General features: G+C 70.5%; 14 protein-coding genes and 1 pseudogene. 6 read left to right on the top strand and 9 right to left on the bottom strand.

Annotated features, from left to right (window positions below; translation table 11 throughout):
• Nucleotides 1-279: 279 nt before the first annotated feature.
• The 7 genes from ptlD to gap all read right to left on the bottom strand — a co-directional run bounded on the left by ptlD (nt 280) and on the right by gap (nt 8,918).
• Nucleotides 280-1,179: a neopentalenolactone/pentalenolactone F synthase gene (gene ptlD, locus BBH68_RS36005; protein ID WP_065968012.1), complete on the bottom strand. Its 900-nt coding sequence runs from the start codon at nt 1,177-1,179 to the stop codon at nt 280-282.
• 34 nt (nt 1,180-1,213) lie between these two features.
• Complete coding sequence (gene ptlE / locus BBH68_RS36000; protein ID WP_076971221.1) at nt 1,214-2,968, bottom strand: neopentalenolactone/pentalenolactone D synthase; 1,755 nt, start codon at nt 2,966-2,968, stop codon at nt 1,214-1,216.
• Between the two features lie 17 nt (nt 2,969-2,985).
• The gene (gene ptlF / locus BBH68_RS35995) at nt 2,986-3,786 is read right to left on the bottom strand and encodes a 1-deoxy-11-beta-hydroxypentalenate dehydrogenase (RefSeq protein WP_281182512.1); all 801 of its coding nucleotides are present in this window, start codon (nt 3,784-3,786) and stop codon (nt 2,986-2,988) included.
• A 126-nt stretch (nt 3,787-3,912) separates the two neighbouring features.
• On the bottom strand, nt 3,913-5,367 hold the full coding sequence (locus BBH68_RS35990; RefSeq protein WP_065968009.1) for an MFS transporter: 1,455 nt from the start codon (nt 5,365-5,367) through the stop codon (nt 3,913-3,915).
• Nucleotides 5,368-5,425: 58 nt separating this feature from the next.
• Nucleotides 5,426-6,277, bottom strand: coding sequence for a 1-deoxypentalenic acid 11-beta-hydroxylase (ptlH, locus tag BBH68_RS35985; protein WP_065968006.1), 852 nt, complete (start codon nt 6,275-6,277; stop codon nt 5,426-5,428).
• A 49-nt stretch (nt 6,278-6,326) separates the two neighbouring features.
• Nucleotides 6,327-7,523, bottom strand: coding sequence for a pentalenolactone synthase (gene penM / locus BBH68_RS35980; RefSeq protein WP_065968004.1), 1,197 nt, complete (start codon nt 7,521-7,523; stop codon nt 6,327-6,329).
• A 390-nt stretch (nt 7,524-7,913) separates the two neighbouring features.
• Nucleotides 7,914-8,918: a type I glyceraldehyde-3-phosphate dehydrogenase gene (gene gap / locus BBH68_RS35975; RefSeq protein WP_065968002.1), complete on the bottom strand. Its 1,005-nt coding sequence runs from the start codon at nt 8,916-8,918 to the stop codon at nt 7,914-7,916.
• Nucleotides 8,919-9,060: 142 nt separating this feature from the next.
• On the opposite strand from gap, the gene BBH68_RS35970 reads away from it, so the two are divergent.
• The gene (locus tag BBH68_RS35970; protein ID WP_245738470.1) at nt 9,061-9,522 is read left to right on the top strand and encodes a MarR family winged helix-turn-helix transcriptional regulator; all 462 of its coding nucleotides are present in this window, start codon (nt 9,061-9,063) and stop codon (nt 9,520-9,522) included.
• A gap of 100 nt (nt 9,523-9,622) precedes the next feature.
• Here the strand turns inward: BBH68_RS35970 and BBH68_RS35965 are convergent.
• A pseudogene (locus BBH68_RS35965) lies at nt 9,623-9,790 on the bottom strand (RidA family protein); the annotation flags it as partial.
• A gap of 83 nt (nt 9,791-9,873) precedes the next feature.
• Between BBH68_RS35965 and BBH68_RS35960 the strand changes: the two are divergent.
• Nucleotides 9,874-10,845: a helix-turn-helix transcriptional regulator gene (locus BBH68_RS35960; RefSeq protein ID WP_065968000.1), complete on the top strand. Its 972-nt coding sequence runs from the start codon at nt 9,874-9,876 to the stop codon at nt 10,843-10,845.
• 43 nt (nt 10,846-10,888) lie between these two features.
• Here the strand turns inward: BBH68_RS35960 and BBH68_RS35955 are convergent, their stop codons facing one another.
• Entirely contained in the window at nt 10,889-11,596 is a 708-nt protein-coding gene (locus BBH68_RS35955) for a hypothetical protein (RefSeq protein WP_245738469.1), read from the bottom strand.
• Nucleotides 11,597-11,773: 177 nt separating this feature from the next.
• Between BBH68_RS35955 and BBH68_RS35950 the strand changes: the two genes are divergently transcribed.
• The 4 genes from BBH68_RS35950 to BBH68_RS35935 all read left to right on the top strand — a co-directional run bounded on the left by BBH68_RS35950 (nt 11,774) and on the right by BBH68_RS35935 (nt 16,755).
• Complete coding sequence (locus BBH68_RS35950) at nt 11,774-12,040, top strand: hypothetical protein (protein WP_065967996.1); 267 nt, start codon at nt 11,774-11,776, stop codon at nt 12,038-12,040.
• The gene (locus tag BBH68_RS35945) at nt 12,040-14,301 is read left to right on the top strand and encodes a heavy metal translocating P-type ATPase (protein WP_065967994.1); all 2,262 of its coding nucleotides are present in this window, start codon (nt 12,040-12,042) and stop codon (nt 14,299-14,301) included. Before BBH68_RS35950 ends, BBH68_RS35945 begins: the two co-directional genes overlap by 1 nt.
• On the top strand, nt 14,298-14,810 hold the full coding sequence (locus BBH68_RS35940; RefSeq protein ID WP_065967992.1) for a copper chaperone PCu(A)C: 513 nt from the start codon (nt 14,298-14,300) through the stop codon (nt 14,808-14,810). Before BBH68_RS35945 ends, BBH68_RS35940 begins: the two co-directional genes overlap by 4 nt.
• Before the next feature lie 250 nt (nt 14,811-15,060).
• The gene (locus BBH68_RS35935; protein ID WP_065967991.1) at nt 15,061-16,755 is read left to right on the top strand and encodes a carbohydrate-binding module family 20 domain-containing protein; all 1,695 of its coding nucleotides are present in this window, start codon (nt 15,061-15,063) and stop codon (nt 16,753-16,755) included.
• The last annotated feature ends 48 nt before the right edge of the window (nt 16,756-16,803 follow it).

Genomic DNA, 16,803 nt, shown 5'->3' with positions numbered 1-16,803 from the left:
CGGCTCCTCTCCTCAGTCCAGCCCGCGCAGCGCGCCAAGACACGCGCCCCTCCTCCCGCTCAGTCTTGGCGCGCTCCAACGCGCGGGCTTCCCTCGTCACTGCTCGCTCCTCCGTCGCTGCGCGGCTCCTCAGTCCAGCCCGCGCAGCGCGCCAAGACACGCGCGCCTCCTCCCGCTCAGTCTTGGCGCGCTCCAACGCGCGGGCTTCCCTCGTCACTGCTCGCTCCTCCGTCGCTGCGCGGCTCCTCAGTCCAGCCCGCGCAGCGCGCCAAGACACGCTCATGCGGCGACCTCCGCGCGCCAGGGGGCGGTCGGGTCGTCGAAGATGCTGACGACCTGGCGCATGATGCGCCGTTCGGCCGGGTCGAAGGCCTGCTTGGCGTGGATGGTGCCGAGCTGGTCCCACACGACGATGTCCCCGGGCTGCCAGGTGTGGGCGTAGGTGTACTGCGGCTTGCCCGCGTGCGACAGCAGTTCGTCGAGCAGCTTGCGGCTGTCGTCGGGGGCGAGGTCCACGATCCGCTTGGTGTTCAGGGTGCTGACGTAGACCGACTGCCGGCCGGTGCGCGGATTGCGGGCGATCAGCGGGTGGACGGTGGAGGTGCCGTCCTCGGGCTGGATCCGTTCGGTGGTCTCGCCCAGGGACACCTCGCCCTGGAGCTCCTCCTCGATGGTCTCCTCGTACCCGGTGCGCAGGGCGTGGCGGACCCGGTAGGAGTGCAGACGCCGGCGCTCTTCGGGCGACAGCGACTCGTACAGGGCGTACATGTCGGTGAAGAGGGTCTCCCCGCCGCCGGAGTACGGAACTTCGATGGCCTCCAGGAAGCCGACCTGGGAGACGCGGGGGCGGAAGGAGTAGTCGGTGTGCCAGCCCATCCACTCGGCGTCGCCGACGCCGATCTTGCGGCCGTCCTCCACCAGGTTGGAGACGATCAGGATCTCGTTGTGGTCGGGGTGGGCGCCGCTGGTCAGGCCGGTCTTCGGGATGTGCCCGAAGCGGCGGCCGAAGGCCAGGAACTCCTGGTAGGAGGGGGTCTCGTGGCCGCGGAAGACGAGTACGAGATGTGCGTCGAGGGCCGCCCAGATCTCCTCCAGCTGGGCCTGGTCCATGGCGCCGGTGACTTGGGCGCCGTGCACGACGGCGCCGAGAGCGGCGCCGGGGATCGGCGTTACGTCCATGGGCGTTGCCGCCTTTCGCGAAGGGGTGGGGTGGTCAGCGCAGTTCGAGCCCGGCGAGGTCGCCCGCCTCGCGCCACCTCCTGAGGATGTTCACGAACTCCACCGAGCCGCCGCCGTAGCTGGAGTTGCGCAGGGGCAGCCCGCTCGGGTCGCCCTCGTTGTTGTAGAGGCCGGGTGTGCAGTTCTCCAGGAAGTCGAGGTCGTTGGCGGCGAGCCGGAGGATCTCCTCGACCCATTCCTTCTCGCCGGCCTCGGAGGCCTCCACGACCCGGTGGCCGCGCTCCTCGACACACTTGACGATGTGCGCGAGGTGCCGGGTCTGCTCACCCAGCATGTAGGGGATGTTGACGTGCCGACCGGCCTGGATCTTGGACAGGATGAAGCAGTTGGGGAAGCCGTTCACCTGGAGTCCGTGCAGGGTGTGCGCCCCGTCCGCCCACTTCTCCGACAGCTTCACGCCGTCGCGGCCGACGATGTCGTAGCCGGCGCGGTCGGTGTACGGGACGGAGAACTCGTGCTCGTAGCCGGTGGCGAAGATCAGGCAGTCGACCGGGTACTCCCGGCCGTTCGCGACCACCCCGGCCGGGGTGAGCCGCTCCACGCCCCGCCCCTGGGTGTCGACCAGGGTCACATTGGGCCGGTTGAAGGTCTGGAGGTAGCTGTCGTGGAAGCAGGGCCGCTTGCAGTACACGCGGTAGTACGGCTTGAGGGCGGCGGCGGTCGCGGGGTCGGTGACGACGCTGTCGATACGGGCGCGCAATTTCTCCATCTTGAGGAAGTCCGCCCGCTCGGCCGCCAGCGCCCGCTCCTTCGGGTCGCCCCCGGTGTCGCCGGTGGGCAGGATCGCGGCGGCCAGCTTGGCCGTGGTCTGGGTCCAGCGGTCCTGGACCAGGTCCTCGTCCTGCGGGATTCCGGAGGTCAGCGCGTGGAAGTTCTCCATCCGGCGCTGCTGCCAGCCCGGTTCGAGACTGGCCGCCCAGTCGGGCGGGGTGGGCCGGTTGCCGCGGACGTCGACCGTGGGCGGGGTGCGCTGGAAGACGACGAGGTGCTCGGCCCACTCGGCGAGGTGCGGGGCGAGCTGGACGGTGGTCGAGCCGGTGCCGATGACGCCGACCCTCTTGTCCCTCAGCTTGGTCAGCCCGCCGGTGCTGTCGCCGCCGGTGTAGTCGAAGTCCCAGCGGCTGGAGTGGAAGGAGTGTCCGGCGAACGTCTCCAGGCCGGGCAGCCGGGGGAGTTTGGGGCGGTGCATCAGACCGATCGACATGGCCACGTACCGGGCCCGGATCAGATCCCCGCGGTCGGTGCTCACCAGCCACGTCCCGGCGGCCTCGTCCCAGCGCAGCTCGGTGACGGCGGTCTGGAAGAGGGCGTCGCGGTAGAGGTCGTACGTGTGGGCGATCCGCTGGAGGTGGGCGAAGATCTCCGGCCCGGTGGCGTACTTCTCGGTGGGTATCGTTCCGGTCTCTTCGAGCAGCGGCATGTAGATGTAGCTCTCGACGTCGCACCGGACGCCGGGGAAGCGGTTCCAGTACCAGGTGCCGCCGACGTCGCCGGCCTCGTCGATCAGCCGGATGCGCTCCAGGCCGGTCTCCTTGCGCAGATGGGCGCCGGTCAGCAGGCCGCCGATGCCGGCGCCGACGACGGCGACGTCCACCTCGTCGGTGAGCGGCTCGCGCTCCCGCCGCTCGGTGTAGGGGTCCCGCGCGTAACGGCTGAAGTCACCGCGCGCGAACTGGTAGGTCCGACCGACGCCGCGCTTGTCGCGTTCCCGCCGGTACTTCTCCCTCACCGCTTCCAGGTCGATGGTCAGTGGTTCCTCGCCACGGTCGTCGCTTGCGGAGCGGGCCACAACTCCTCCTCGGGGGACGGGGGCGGAAGGGAAACATGACGCCATACGTCGTCGAACTGATCGCGCAGCCGCAGCGGGGCGTCCGCGTTGCTGAAGAGATAGAAGCGATCGGAGCCGAGGGCCTCCCATACGAGTCCGGCGACGTCCTCGGCGCTCACCGTGGTGTCGCCGCCCGCGCCGCGCGGGGCCGTCAGCCCCGCGACCATGGGCGTGTCGACCCGGCCGGGGCACAGCACCGACACCCGCACCCCGGTGCCGCGCAGATCGGCGCGCAGACTGCGGGCGACCGCGAGGTCGGCGTGTTTGGAGGCGGCGTAGGCGGCGCTGCCGGCGCCGACGACGAAGGCGGACATGGAGGCGGTGTGGATCAGATGGGCGGGCCGGCCGCGCTCCAGCAGCCGGGGGACGAAGGCGCGGGCCACCAGAACGTGCGCCCAGTGGTTCACCTCGAAGACCTGCCGCATCCGCTCCAGCGGCACCTCCCACAGGGGCTGTCCCACGGGGCCGAGGACCCCGGCGTTGTTGCACACCACGTCGACGTCGCCGAGCAGCTCGAACGCCGTGTCCGCGAGCCGTCCGACGGCGTCCGGGTCGGTCAGGTCGGCGGTCACCGCGGTGACCTCGGCGCCCTGTGCGGTGAGTTCGGCGGCCCGGCGGTGCAGCGCGTCGCCTTCGATGTCCGCCATGACCACGCCGGCGCCGGCCCGTGCGAAGCGGGCGCTGAGGGCGAGGCCGATGCCGCCGGCCGCGCCGGTCACCACGGCTGTCCTTGTCCGTAACTGCACTTGGCTGTCTCCGCTTCTGCGCGCGGGTACGCCGAAGGACGGCGCGCCGTCGCCGACGAGAAGGTCTGGATCAGGTCGCGCCGTACGGGGGCGCGGGTGTCAGCTGGGGTCGGGGAGCTTCAGACTGATCACGAGAACGGTCACCGAGAAACACGCCAGCAGGGCGAGAACGAGCACGGCCGCCGACACCGTCGACAGCCAGCTCTCCATGGAGAGGTAGAAGGTACCGCCGACGGTCGTGCCCAGCGCGGTCGCCATCTGCTGGCTGGTCACCAGCACACCGCTGCCCATGCCGGCCTGCGCGGGGGGTACGTCGGCGAGGATCGTCCGGAACAGCGTCGGGCCGATCAGCGCGGCGCCCGCGCCGAAGAAGCCGATCCCGACGAGCACCAGCACCAGGGAGGGATGCGGCCAGCCCAGCCGGATCACCAGCGCCAGCAGCAGCAGGCCCGCGCCCTGGACGAGGGCGCCCAGGGTGATGATCCGGGCGCCCAGGGCCGCCGCGATCCTCGGGGTGAACAGCGTCACCGCGAAGAACGCCGCGGCGAACGGCGTCAGCACCCCGCCGGAGGCGAGCCCGCCGAAGCCGAAGTGACCCTGCGCGATCAGCGCGTAGACGAACAGGAAGGCGCCGAAACCGGCCGAGAACGGCACCAGCGCCGCCAGCCCTCTGCGCATCCCCGGATGGGACAGCACCGACGGGGACAGCAGCGGTGAGCCGCCCCGCGCCTCCAGCCCGCGCTCGGCCCGCACCAGCGCCACCGCCCCCACCGCGGCGACCGCGAGCAGCGACCACAGCCACAGCGGCCAGCCCAGGTCGGGGCCCGCCACCACCACGGCCAGGACACAGACCATGGTGACGCCGAACAGCGCGGTGCCCACCGGGTCGAAGCCCGGCTTCGCGTCGGCCCTGGTCGCGGGGACGCGCCGGACGGCCAGCAGCGCGGCCACGCCGATCGGCACATTGATCGCGAAGACCGACCGCCAGCCGATCCCGGCGATGTCCAGCGAGACCAGCAGCCCGCCCATGATCTGCCCGATGACCATGCCGAGGGCCGCGGTCGCGCCGTACATGCCGATCGCACGGGCGCGCGCCTGGCCCGCGGTGGCCGCCTGGATCGTCGCCAGCACCTGCGGTACGAGCATGGCGGCGCCGGCGCCCTGCAACAGCCGGGCGGCGACGAGGAACTCGATGGTCGGGGCGAGTCCGCACAGTGCCGAGGTGACGGTGAACGCCGCGAGCCCGTACGCGTACAGGCGCCGTCTGCCGAAGGCGTCGCCCAGCCGCCCGCCCAGCACCAGGCCGAGGGCGTAGGTGAGGCCGTAGCCGGACACCACCAGCTCCAGTGCGGCGGGGCCGCCCCGGAGGTCGTCACTGATCGAGTTCAGTGCCACATTGACGATGGAGGCGTCCACGATGGACAGGGCGTATCCGGTGAGCACCACCACCAGGGCGATGCCACTGAGCCCCGCGGCGGCCGGTTCCGTGCCGGCCGAGGGCTCCGGGGTCGCGTTGGGCCCCTTCAGAGGGGGGAGGCCCTCGCGTTTCGTCATGCGCTCCTACCCTGGCGTTTGTGGGGGGACGGTCGGTGCGGGTGCGGAGGCACCACCGTCACTCGGTCGTGGTGGGGGTGCCGGTGATCTTCGACATTATTCCCTTGGAGGGGTCCTTCGCGGACTCCGGCCAGGGGGTCAGGGCGTTGAACCCACGGTGCGAGGAGGCGGGCTGGACGCGGGTGTCCATCGACATCCGCATGCCGGCCGGGTCCACCGAGACGTTCGGGATGGACTTGTGGCACATGAAGGCGTGGAAGAGGATCACGTCTCCCGGCTCCATGGGGGAGAACAGCAGTTGCTCGTCCGCGCCGAACTCCTCCGCCGGGATACCGCGCACGGGGTGGCCGAAGCGGCGGAAGTTCTCCGTGACGACGTGCTCGCGCGGGCCCTTCTTGTGGCTGCCGTCGGCGAGGGCCACGCCGCCTATGCCGCGGGACGTCGGGAGCAGCGGCACCCAGGCGGTGCGGAAGTCCTTGTTCGGGCCGATGTAGAAGCCGTCCTGGTGCAGCGGCGTCAGGAAGCTCGGCTCCGGGCGACCCGCGGCGGAGGGGTAGTAGCGGATCGTCGTCGACTTGAAGACGAAGACGGGCCCGCCGAAGACCTTCTCCCAGACCTTGTGGGTCGAGGGGTGGTTCCACAGGTCGTCGTACTTGACGTAGTCGTGCATCGCCACCTCGTCGACCGCCTCGAAGGACTCGATGGTGAGGGTGTCGAGCGTGGTGCCGGGGGCGGCGTGGCCGAGTGCGATCAGGCCTTCGAGCATCTGCTCGGCGGCGGTCCGCACGAGTTCGCGGTCCAGGGCGCCGCGCAGATAGAGGTAGCCGTGCTCGTCGTAGAACCGGTCGAGGGCCTCGCGGTCGTCGAGAAGAGGCGTGCAGTCGACGTAGTCGCTGAACGTGTCCGTCATGGTTCCTGGTCCTCCTGACGTCTGTGCGTGGGGGAAGGAGCGGCGATGGTCAGAAGGTGACGGGGATTTCGTCGAACCCGCCGGTGATCCGGTGCTCCTGCCAGCGCAGCGACTCCTCGGGTACCGCGAGCCGCAGGTCGGGCAGCCTGCGGAACAGCCGCTCGAACACCGCGGTCAGTTCGATCCTGGCCAGCGTGCGGCCGATGCAGTGCCGGACGCCGTGTCCGAACGCCAGGTGGGACTTGGGCTTGTGCCGGGCCAGGTCGAACAGGTCGCCGTCGGGGAACGCCCGGCCGTCGTAGTTGGCCGCGCCGATGGCCAGCATCACCGCGTCTCCGGTCCGGATCTTCGTCTCGCCGACGGTGATGTCGCTGTGCGCGTAACGGGGGATTATCGCGTTGGATCCCTTGCCGCCGACGCCCAGGCGCAGGATCTCCTCGACCGCGGCCGGCGCGAGTTCGGGTTTCTCGGCCAGCAGGGCGCGCTGGGCCGGATTGCGCAGCAGCAACAGGGTGCCCAGATCGATGCGCACAATGGTGGTCTCGTAGCCGAACAACAGCACGGCGTTGCCCAAGTGGGCGATCTCCGCGTCGGACAGTGCGCCGTCTTTATGGGCGATCAGCTCGGACAGGAGGTCGTCGCCGGGCTCGATTCGCTTGCGCGCCACCAGTTCCGTTATGTAGTCGACAACCTGCTGAAAGGTGTTGGCCGAGTGCTGGTTGTCGCTCTGGTCGAATGTTCCTCTCGCCCACTGTCCGAACCGCTCCCGGTCGGCCAACGGCACGCCGAGCAGATCGCAGATCACCATGGTCGGCAAGGGAAACGACAGCGCGCGGTGCAGGTCGATCGGCGGAGTGCCGGCGGCCATCTGGTCGAGCAGCTCGTCCACATGCTGCTCGATCCGGGTCTTCATGAGGCGCATCCGGCGCGTGGAGAACCGGGGCACGAGCAGCGTGCGCATCCGCGCATGCCTGGCGGCCTCGGTGTCGTGGTCGTCCCCGAACATCAGCGCGACCATGAAACGCCTGGCCGCGCTCTTGGCCGACTGCTCCGGGTGGGGATTGCTGAGCCCGAGTCGACGGTCGGCGAGCAGCGTTCTCACCTCGTCGTAGCGGGTGACCAGCCAGGCATCCTCACCGGCGGTCTGCACCCTGGTGATCGGCCCCTCCCGCTGCAGTGCGAGCATCTCGGGAGCGATGCCGAGCACGGACGGGTTATCGAACGGTAACCTCGGGAGTTCGTCCATGTGGTCATGATCATATGTTCAGGGTTTTTATGTCAATAAGTTTGAGTCGGAAATTCGGCGATCGAATCAACGGAGGTTGACTGTTACGGTCGGCACATGTGCGATCGATGTTTGGGGAAATGCCGGTGCCGTTTCCTTGACATCGGTGAGAAATGACAGGACATCGGCTCCGGGGGGATCGCGCGGTGACCTCCTTGCTTAAGAGGTTGTTTTCCTCTGTGTTTCATCCCGGAATTGCTGTTGAATGCCCGCTCGTCCAATGTTGGAGAATTGTGCCGGGCCGCCGCGGGCACGCCGCGGCGGCAGCCGCCCGTCCGGCGGGCGGCTGCCTTCCCGGCGAGTCAGCGAGCCGACGAGTCGGCGAGTCGGCGAGGGGAGGTCGCGGAAGAGTCAGAGCGAGGCCCCGACCAGCTTGGCGAGGTCGAGGAGGCGGTTGGAGTAACCCCACTCGTTGTCGTACCAGCCGACGACCTTGACCTGCCCTTCGGAGACGCGGGTGAGCCCGGCGTCGAACACGCAGGAGGCCGGGTCATTGACGATGTCGCTGCTGACGATGGGCGCCTCGGTGTACGCGAGGAGGCCCTTGTAGGCACCGGTCGCGGCTGCCTGGTACGCCTCCTTCACCTCCTGGACACTGGTACGGCGGCTGGGGGTGACCGTCAGGTCGGTGATGGAGCCGGTGGGCACGGGCACCCGCAGGGCGAAGGCGTCCAGGCGCCCGTCCAGCTCCGGCAGCACCAGGCCGATGGCCTTGGCTGCGCCGCTGGAGGTCGGCACGATATTGAGGCCCGCGGCGCGGGCGCGGCGCAGATCCTTGTGCGGCGCGTCCAGAAGGTTCTGGTCCTGGGTGTAGGCGTGGACGGTGGTCATCATGCCGGACTCGATGCCCACGGCGTCGTGCAGCACCTTCGCCAGCACCGCGAGGCAGTTGGTGGTGCACGAGGCGTTGGAGATGATCGTGTGGCGCTCCGGGTCGTAGGTGCCCTCGTTCACCCCGAGCACGATCGTAACGTCCTCGCCGCTGGCCGGAGCGGCGATGATGACCTTCTTCGCACCACCCTCGACGTGTGCGCGCGCTTTGGCCGCGTTGGTGAAGATGCCGGTGGACTCGATCACCACATCCACCCCGAGGTCGCCCCAGGGCAGGGCGCCGGGGTCGCGCTCGGCAAGGACCTTGATCGTCTTGTCGCCGACCCGGATCGCACCGGGCTCGGCGGTGATCTCGGCAGGGAACCGGCCCAGCACCGAGTCGTAGGCGAGCAGGTGGGCCATCGTGGTGACGTCACCGAGGTCGTTGACGGCGACGATCTCGAGGTCCGTACCCCGTGCGGCCGCCGCGCGGAAGACGTTGCGGCCGATCCGCCCGAATCCGTTGATGCCGACACGCGTGGTCATAGATGCATTCCTCACTCTGCGCTACTGACGTGGGTGGACGCGCCATTGCGCCATGGAGGTCTGGTGCAGCCCGCGCACTGCCGCGAGGCGCTGACCACCGATGCATCAACGAGCTTATATAAGTGCGCGATACTTTTCCAGGGTGACTCCTCCTCAGACGAACAGCTCCCGGGACCACGTGGATGTGGGCGCCCTGATCACCACGATCGAGAACTTCAACCGCTTCTACATTCGCCTGCCCGCGCTGCGGAAGCTGTCGTTCACGACTCTGTCCGTGCTGGACACCCTGACCTCCCGCGGCCCGACACGGCTCACCGAGCTCGCCAGGACCGAGCAGATCAGCCAGCCGGGAATCACCCAGCTGGTCACGCGCCTCGAGCAGGACGGGCTCGTGGAACGCCGCCCCGACCCGACGGACGGCCGCGCCACCCTCGTCCACATCACCGAGGCCGGCCGAGAGGTCGGCACGTCCCGTCTCGAAGACCGGACCCGCCGTCTGCTTCCGCTCGTCGCCCGGTTGACGCCCGAGGAACAGCAGGCGATCACCGCGGCGCTGCCCGCACTCTCACGCCTCGCGGAACTCGGCCACCGAGCCCGGCCGTAGCCCGATCGTGCGAGTGCGGGCAGGGTCCACCGGCCTCACAGCCGGGATCTCGGCACATCGACCTCGACATCGATGCGCGCCTGTCGATGCCGAGGTCACGTCACGCGACGGCGGTTCCCTCGAGCTCGACCATCTGGCCAGGGATCGCCAGCCGTGTCACTCCGAGCATCGTGGTGGTCGGTGCCACCCCGGCCGCGCCCAGCCGCGACGCCACCACGCCGTAGTGCGGGAACAGCAGATCGACATCGGTGGTGTAGACGTTGAGCCGCCGGCGGGACAGCCGCCGTCGTTGATCACGAGCCTTCCAACAAAACACGACATCCTCGGTCACGTATTCGATAAGGTCCGCGTATGCGCGCCGATCGGCTGGTCTCGCTGGTGCTGCTGCTGCGTCAGCGCGGTCGGCTGACCGCGGACACACTGGCCCGCGAGCTGGAGGTGTCCACCCGTACCGTGCTGCGTGACATCGAGGCGCTGTCCGCGGCCGGCGTCCCGGTCTACGCCGAACGCGGCCGACACGGCGGGTTCTCCTTGTTGCCCGGTTTCCGGACCGAGCTCACCGGACTGAACCACGACGAGGCCCTCGCCCTGCTGACCGCCGGATCCGGGCGCGGCGACCAGGTGTTCGGCCTCGGTTCGGCGCTCGCGTCGGCCATGCGCAAGGTGGTCGACGCCCTGCCGGACAGCCATCGGGTCACCGTGAGCGACGTGTCCCAGCGATTCCTCGTCGAGCCGGAGACCGACCTGCTCTCCCGCCGGCCGGTCACTGAGAAGGTGCCCGACACGACAATGATCGAGATCCGGCGCGCGGTGCTCACCGGACACAAACTGGGCATCCACTACGCGGCCACGGACCGGACACCACAGTGGCGCACGGTGGACCCGATCGGCCTGGTCACCGTACGCGACCGGGGCTACCTGCTGGCCACGAGATCCGGCGCGGACCGCACCTACCGGCTGTCGCGGGTGTTGGCCGCCGAGGAACTCCCCGAACCGGCACAGCGACCCGACCGGGCCGATCTGGACCGGGTCTGGCGGGAGCGCTGCGCGCGGTTCCTGTCCGGCGACCATATGGCCGTGCTGGTGCGGGTGAGACCGGAGCGGCGGGAGGACCTGCTGAGCACCGCGGTGGCCGTCCGCGCCGAGGAACCCGGCGCGGACGGCTGGCTGCGGCTGGAGGTGACGTTCCAGGACCTGCGACACGCCGAGTGGGCGCTGTGGCAGCTCGGCACGGACGCGGAGGCCCTGACCCCGCGGTCGTTGCGCACCTCCCTGCGCGACCGCGCCGCCGCGATGGCCGGGCGCTACCGGGACCCGCCCTGAGGGTTGGCTTCAGCCACGCAGGACGTCGCGGGAGCGAAGCCGGTCAGTGCACGCGTAGCACGCACTCGCTCGGGAACAGGGTGGCGCCCGGCGGCAGTTCATCCGGATGCCGTCCCCTTACCCGCAGGCACGCCTCACGGGATCCCTCCGCAGGCGGGTATTCGAGGGCGACCCCGGCCGGCACGGCGAGTTCACCGGCGCGGTGCAGTTCCGCCGCCTGCACACCGTCCGGGAGACAGCCTGCCAGGACCCCGAAGGCCGCCGTGTCACCGCTGTCGGCGACGCATTCCCGGATCTCGAAGCGCCAGTGCTCGGCCGCGTCGGCAAGCAGCGTCTTGCCCCTCTTGCCCAGCCCGGTGAGGAGAACCGCGCGGGCTCGCAGGTGGTCGGCGATGGCGCAGCAGATCGGGACCGCCGGGCCGTCGGGTGTGTTCACCCGCGTGTACCCGGCGTGGGGATACGACGACAGGGCCTCGTCGAGCAGCCCCAGCGCGGTGTCCCTCGCCGCCGGGTGACCCTGCTGGGCGATGTCCAGGAGCAGGGGCGCCGCGACCGCGGCCGCCGGGAACACCGCTCCACTGTGGCCGTGGACGATTCCGCCGCCGGCGAGCAGCGACCCGGCCTCGGCCGCCTGTACGAGGTTCGCCGCCTCCGCCAGGGCGCGCAGCCCACGGGCGGCACGAGCCGGTTCGTACCAGCGGGGATGGCCCGGTACGGCAGCCCAGTTCACGCCGTCGATCGCATCCAACACGACAGCATCCTCGCACCCGGCCGCAACCCGCATGCCGGGACACCTGCCTGACGGGAACACCTGCGTGACGCAGGCCACCTGTCCCTCCTCGGAACTCAACCGGCCGCCACCCCGACTCCTGTACCGGTACGGCTCGATCCCCCGGAAGCCGTACGACGCGATCGGGAGATACGACAGATGCCGCAGACTCGGCGACCCGCTTCCCGTCCGGCAGCTGCGCTGCTGCGCGCAGCCCTGCCGCCGCCCGCCCTGTGCGGTTTCCTGCTCCTGCTGGCGCTGGTGTTCGCGGCGTCTTACGCCGTCGGAGCGGGCGTGGGCCCCGTCGCGCCCGGTATGCACGGGCCCGGCAGGACCGGAGGCGGCTCGCCGGGCGGCCACGACGGCGGCGGCATGGACATGGGCGGCATGGATGATCCGGGCGCGCCTCGCGGAAGCGAGGGCTGATGGCCACCGAACCGGCGTCCGTGGAGGTCGTGACCGACCTCGCCGTGGGCGGCATGACGTGCGCGGCCTGCGTGAAACGCGTCGAGAGGAAGCTCGCTAAGCTGGACGGGGTCACCGCGAGCGTCAATCTGGCCACCGGCCGGGCCCGGGTGCACCACCCCTCGACGACAAGCCCGGACCAGCTCATCGCGGCGGTGGAGCAGGCCGGTTACCCGGCAGCGCTCCCGGAGCCGGCGCGGCGCGCGGCGCGCGAGGACGGCGACGAGCCGGACGACACCCGGCGGGACCGCGACCGGCTGGTGATCACGGCACTGCTGGCGGTGCCGGTGCTGGTCCTGTCGATGGTGCCCGCGTGGCAGTTCCGCAACTGGCAGTGGCTGTGCTTCGTCCTCGCCACGCCCGTCGTCGGCTGGAGTGCCTGGCCCTTCCACCAGCGGGCGGCGCGCGGGCTGCGGCACTCGGCGGCGACCATGGACACCCTGGTCTCCCTCGGCGTGATCGCCTCCTTCGCCTGGTCCTCCTACGCCCTCTTCCTCGGCGGCGCCGGCGATCCCGGCATGCGCATGCCGCTGCGCCTCATGCCCACCGCCCCGGACGGCGTGGCCCATGTGTACCTGGAGGCCGCGGCCGGCGTACCGCTGTTCGTCCTGGCGGGTCGGTTCCTGGAGGCACGCGCCCGGCGGGGAACCGGTGCGGCGCTGCGCTCACTGGCCCGGCTGGCCGCCAAGGAGGTGTCCGTACGCGACGGCTCGGGGGAACGTCTCGTCCCGGTCGGGGAACTGGCGCCGGGACACGTGTTCGTCGTGCGCCCCGGCGAGCGGGTGGCCACCGACGGCACCGTCACGGAGGGGAGTTCGGCTGTGGACCTCTCCCTGGTCACCGGCGAGAGTGAACCGGTCGAGGTCGGCCCCGGATCGGCCGTGATCGGTGGCGCCGTCAACGCCGGCGGTCTGCTCCTGGTCCGCGCCACCGCGGTCGGCGCCGACACCCAGTTGGCCCGTATCACCCGTCTGGTGACCGAGGCGCAGGCAGGCAAGGCCCGGGCCCAGCGCCTCGCGGACAAGGTCGCCGGGGTCTTCGTACCGGTGGTGCTCACCCTGGCCGTCACGGTGCTCGGGTTCTGGCTGGGCGCGGGAGCCGACCCGCAGGCCGCGGTCACCGCGTGCGTGGCCGTCCTGGTCGTGGCCTGCCCCTGTGCGCTCGGGCTCGCCACCCCCACCGCGCTGATGGCGGCGACCGGCCGCGGCGCCCAACTGGGTGTCCTGGTCAGCGGAGCGCGGGCGCTGGAGGGACTCCAGCACATCGACGTCGTCGTGCTCGACAAGACCGGCACCCTCACCTCGGGACACATGAGTGTCGCCCGGGTCACCGCGGTACCGGGCGGCCTCGGCGAGAAGGAGGCGATCCGGCTGGCCGGCGCGGTCGAGCAGGGCTCGGAACACCCGCTGGGCCGCGCCGTCACCGCGTACGCCCGGCGAAGGGCCACCCCGGACACGCTTCCGGCGGTGACCGGCTTCGCGGCGCTGCCGGGCCGGGGCGTGCGCGGGCACGTGGAGGGGCGGCTGGTGGAGGTGCTGGCCCCGGACGACACGCTTCCGGCCCCCCTGGCCCACGCCGTGCCGCGCGCCGGGAAGGCCGCCCGCACGCCGGTCGTGGTCCGCGTCGAGGGCACGGTGGAGGCCCTGGTCGAGGTCGGGGACGTGCTGCGGCCGGGCAGCTACCGGGCCGTGGACCGGCTCACACGCCTCGGCGTACGGCCGGTGCTGGCCACCGGCGACCTCGAGGCACCCGCCCGGGCGATCGCCGCGGACCTGCGTATCGACGAAGTGCACGCGCGCTGCACCCCCGAGGACAAGGCCGACCTCGTACGGCGGCTGCGGGAGGAGGGCCACCGGGTGGCGGTCGTCGGCGACGGCGTCAACGACGCGGCGGCCCTGGCCGGCGCGGACCTCGGCATCGCCATGAGCACGGGCACGGACGTGGCCATCGGCGCCGCCGACGTGACCCTCGTACGCGGCGACATCGAAGCCCTCGCCGACGCCGTCCGCCTCTCCCGCCGCACCCTGGCCACCATCCGGGCCAATCTGCTGTGGGCGTTCGGCTACAACGTCGTGACCGTGCCCCTGGCCATGGTCGGCCTGCTCAATCCGATGCTCGCCGCCGCCGCGATGTCCGTCAGCTCCCTGCTCGTCGTCGGCAACAGCCTGCGGCTGCGCGCCTGGCGGCCATCCCCGACTCCGCCACAGAGGCCCGCCCGATGACATCCCACGCCTGGATCCCCACTCGCCGCCGCATCGCGGACACCGCGTCGGCCGCCCTCGCCCCGGTCTGCGCCTGCGTCCTGTCCCTGGGCGGACTCGCGGTCTGGACCGTCACGGGCAACGCGGGCAGTCCCGCGGACATCGCCGTCACCGACGCACGGCTGTACCTCCCCGGCCGGGGCGTCCCGGAGACGGCCGCGTTCTTCAGGATCAGCAACACCGGCGGGAGCGCGGACCGCCTGCTCGCGGTGACCTCCTCGCGGATCAGGGAGGGCATCTCGCTCAGCCGGCACAAGATGACGGCCGGCGGAGCGGGCTACCGGCAGATCACGGACTCCCTGGCGGTCCCGGCGGGGGACACCCTCGACATGACCCCGTTCAGCAGCGACGTGACCGTCCCGGCCGACGCGGACTGGCGGACCGGGGACCTCGTGCCCTTCACTCTTCGCTTCGAACACAGCGGGCGGGTCGAGGCCCTCGCGGTGGTGGTGCGCCCGGGTACGGAGTGAGGCGCTGCCACCGGAAGTCAAACACCAACCTCCGCCTCCGTGCAATAAGTTGCCGAAAGTTACCTACTCACCTTGCGTAACTGCGGCTTCGGGCTTCCTTCTGTGTGAAGGGTTGACCTCTGGTAAGCGGCGCCGTACGGTCTCGACCGCAAATTGTTGCAGCAAGAACCAATAACGGCCTTCTCCGACAGGGCGCGTGGTCGATCGAGGCTGACCTCTGGCACCCCCCCACTTCCACACTGGAGCAATCATGGCCATCAAGACCGTGGCCGCTGCACTCGCCGCCCTGGCGGGAGCCGCTGTGGCCGTCACGGCACCGACGCCGGCGCAGGCGAGCGCGCCCGGCGGCAAGGACGTCACCGCGGTGATGTTCGAATGGAACTTCGCCTCCGTCGCGAAGGCCTGCACGGACGAGCTGGGCCCCGACGGGTACGGGTACGTCCAGGTGTCCCCGCCCAACGAGCACATCCAGGGCACGTCCTGGTGGACCGCCTACCAGCCCGTCAGTTACCGGATCGGCACCAAGCTGGGCGACCGCTCGGCCTTCAAGAGCATGGTGGACACCTGTCACGCGGCGGGTGTCAAAGTGGTGGCGGACACCGTGATCAACCACATGGCGAACGCCTCCGGCACGGGCACCGCCGGCTCGTCCTTCAGCAAGTACGACTACCCCGGCACATACTCCGCCGGCGACATGGACGACTGCACGAGCAGCATCAGCAACTACGCGGACCGCTGGAACGTCCAGCACTGCGAGATGGGCGGCCTGCCCGACCTCGACACCGGCGAGGAGTACGTCCGCAAGACCATCGCCGGCTACCTGAACGACCTGCTCTCCCTCGGGGTCGACGGCTTCCGCGTCGACGCGGCCAAGCACATCCCCGAGGACGACCTCGCCAACATCAAGTCCCGGCTCACCGACCCCGGCGTCTACTGGAAGCAGGAGACGATCGGCGCCTCCGGGGAGGCGGTCCAGCCGCCCGAGTTCTACAACACGGGCGACGTGCAGGAGTTCCACTACGCCTACGACCTCAAGCGGGTCTTCACCAGTGAGAAGCTCGCGGAGCTGAGGAACTTCGGAGAAGCGTGGGGGTACGTCCGCTCCGACAAGGCGTCGGTGTTCGTCGACAACCACGACACCGAGCGCAACGGCGGCAGTCTCACCTACAAGAACGGCGCCGACTACACGCTTGCCCACGTCTTCATGCTGGCCTGGCCCTACGGCTCGCCCGACGTGCACTCAGGCTACGAGTTCAGCGACAAGGACGCCGGCGGCCCGAACAACGGCCAGGTGAACGCCTGTTACTCCGACGGCTGGAAGTGCCAGCACGCCTGGCGGGAGATCGCCGGCATGGTCAAGTTCCGCAACACGGCCGCCGGCACCGCGGTGACCAACTGGTGGGACAACGGCGGCAACCAGATCGCCTTCGGCCGCGGTGACAAGGCGTACGTCGTCATCAACCACGAGGGCGCCACGCTGACCCGCACCTTCCAGACCTCCCTGCCCGCCGGCGACTACTGCGACGTGCAGAGCGGCAAGGGTGTCAAGGTCGACTCCAACGGACGGTTCACCGCGACCCTGGGTGCCGACTCGGCCCTCGCCCTGCACGTGGGGGCGAAGAGCTGCGACACCTCCAGCCCCGACCCGGCGACCACCGGGGCCTCGTTCAACGTCAACGCCAACACCCAGTGGGGCGAGAACATCTACGTCGTCGGCGGCACCTCCGCCCTCGGCGGCTGGAACACCTCCAAGGCCCTCGAACTGGACCCGGCGGGCTACCCCGTCTGGAAGCTCGATGTGTCCCTGCCCGCGGGCACCTCGTTCGAGTACAAGTACATCCGCAAGGACGCCCGCTCCAACGTCACCTGGGAGGGCGGTTCCAATCGCACGGCCACCGTCCCGTCCAGCGGCGCGGTCACGCTGAACGACACCTGGCGCGGCTGACCGCCGGCGGGGGCGGCGATCGACGACAAGGACGGCCCGGCCCGTCGC

This window comes from Streptomyces sparsogenes (assembly GCF_001704635.1).
Classification (GTDB): Bacteria; Actinomycetota; Actinomycetes; order Streptomycetales; family Streptomycetaceae; genus Streptomyces; species Streptomyces sparsogenes.
The sequence above is the reverse complement of the archived record's forward strand: the minus strand, read 5'-3'. Positions and strand labels throughout refer to the sequence as shown.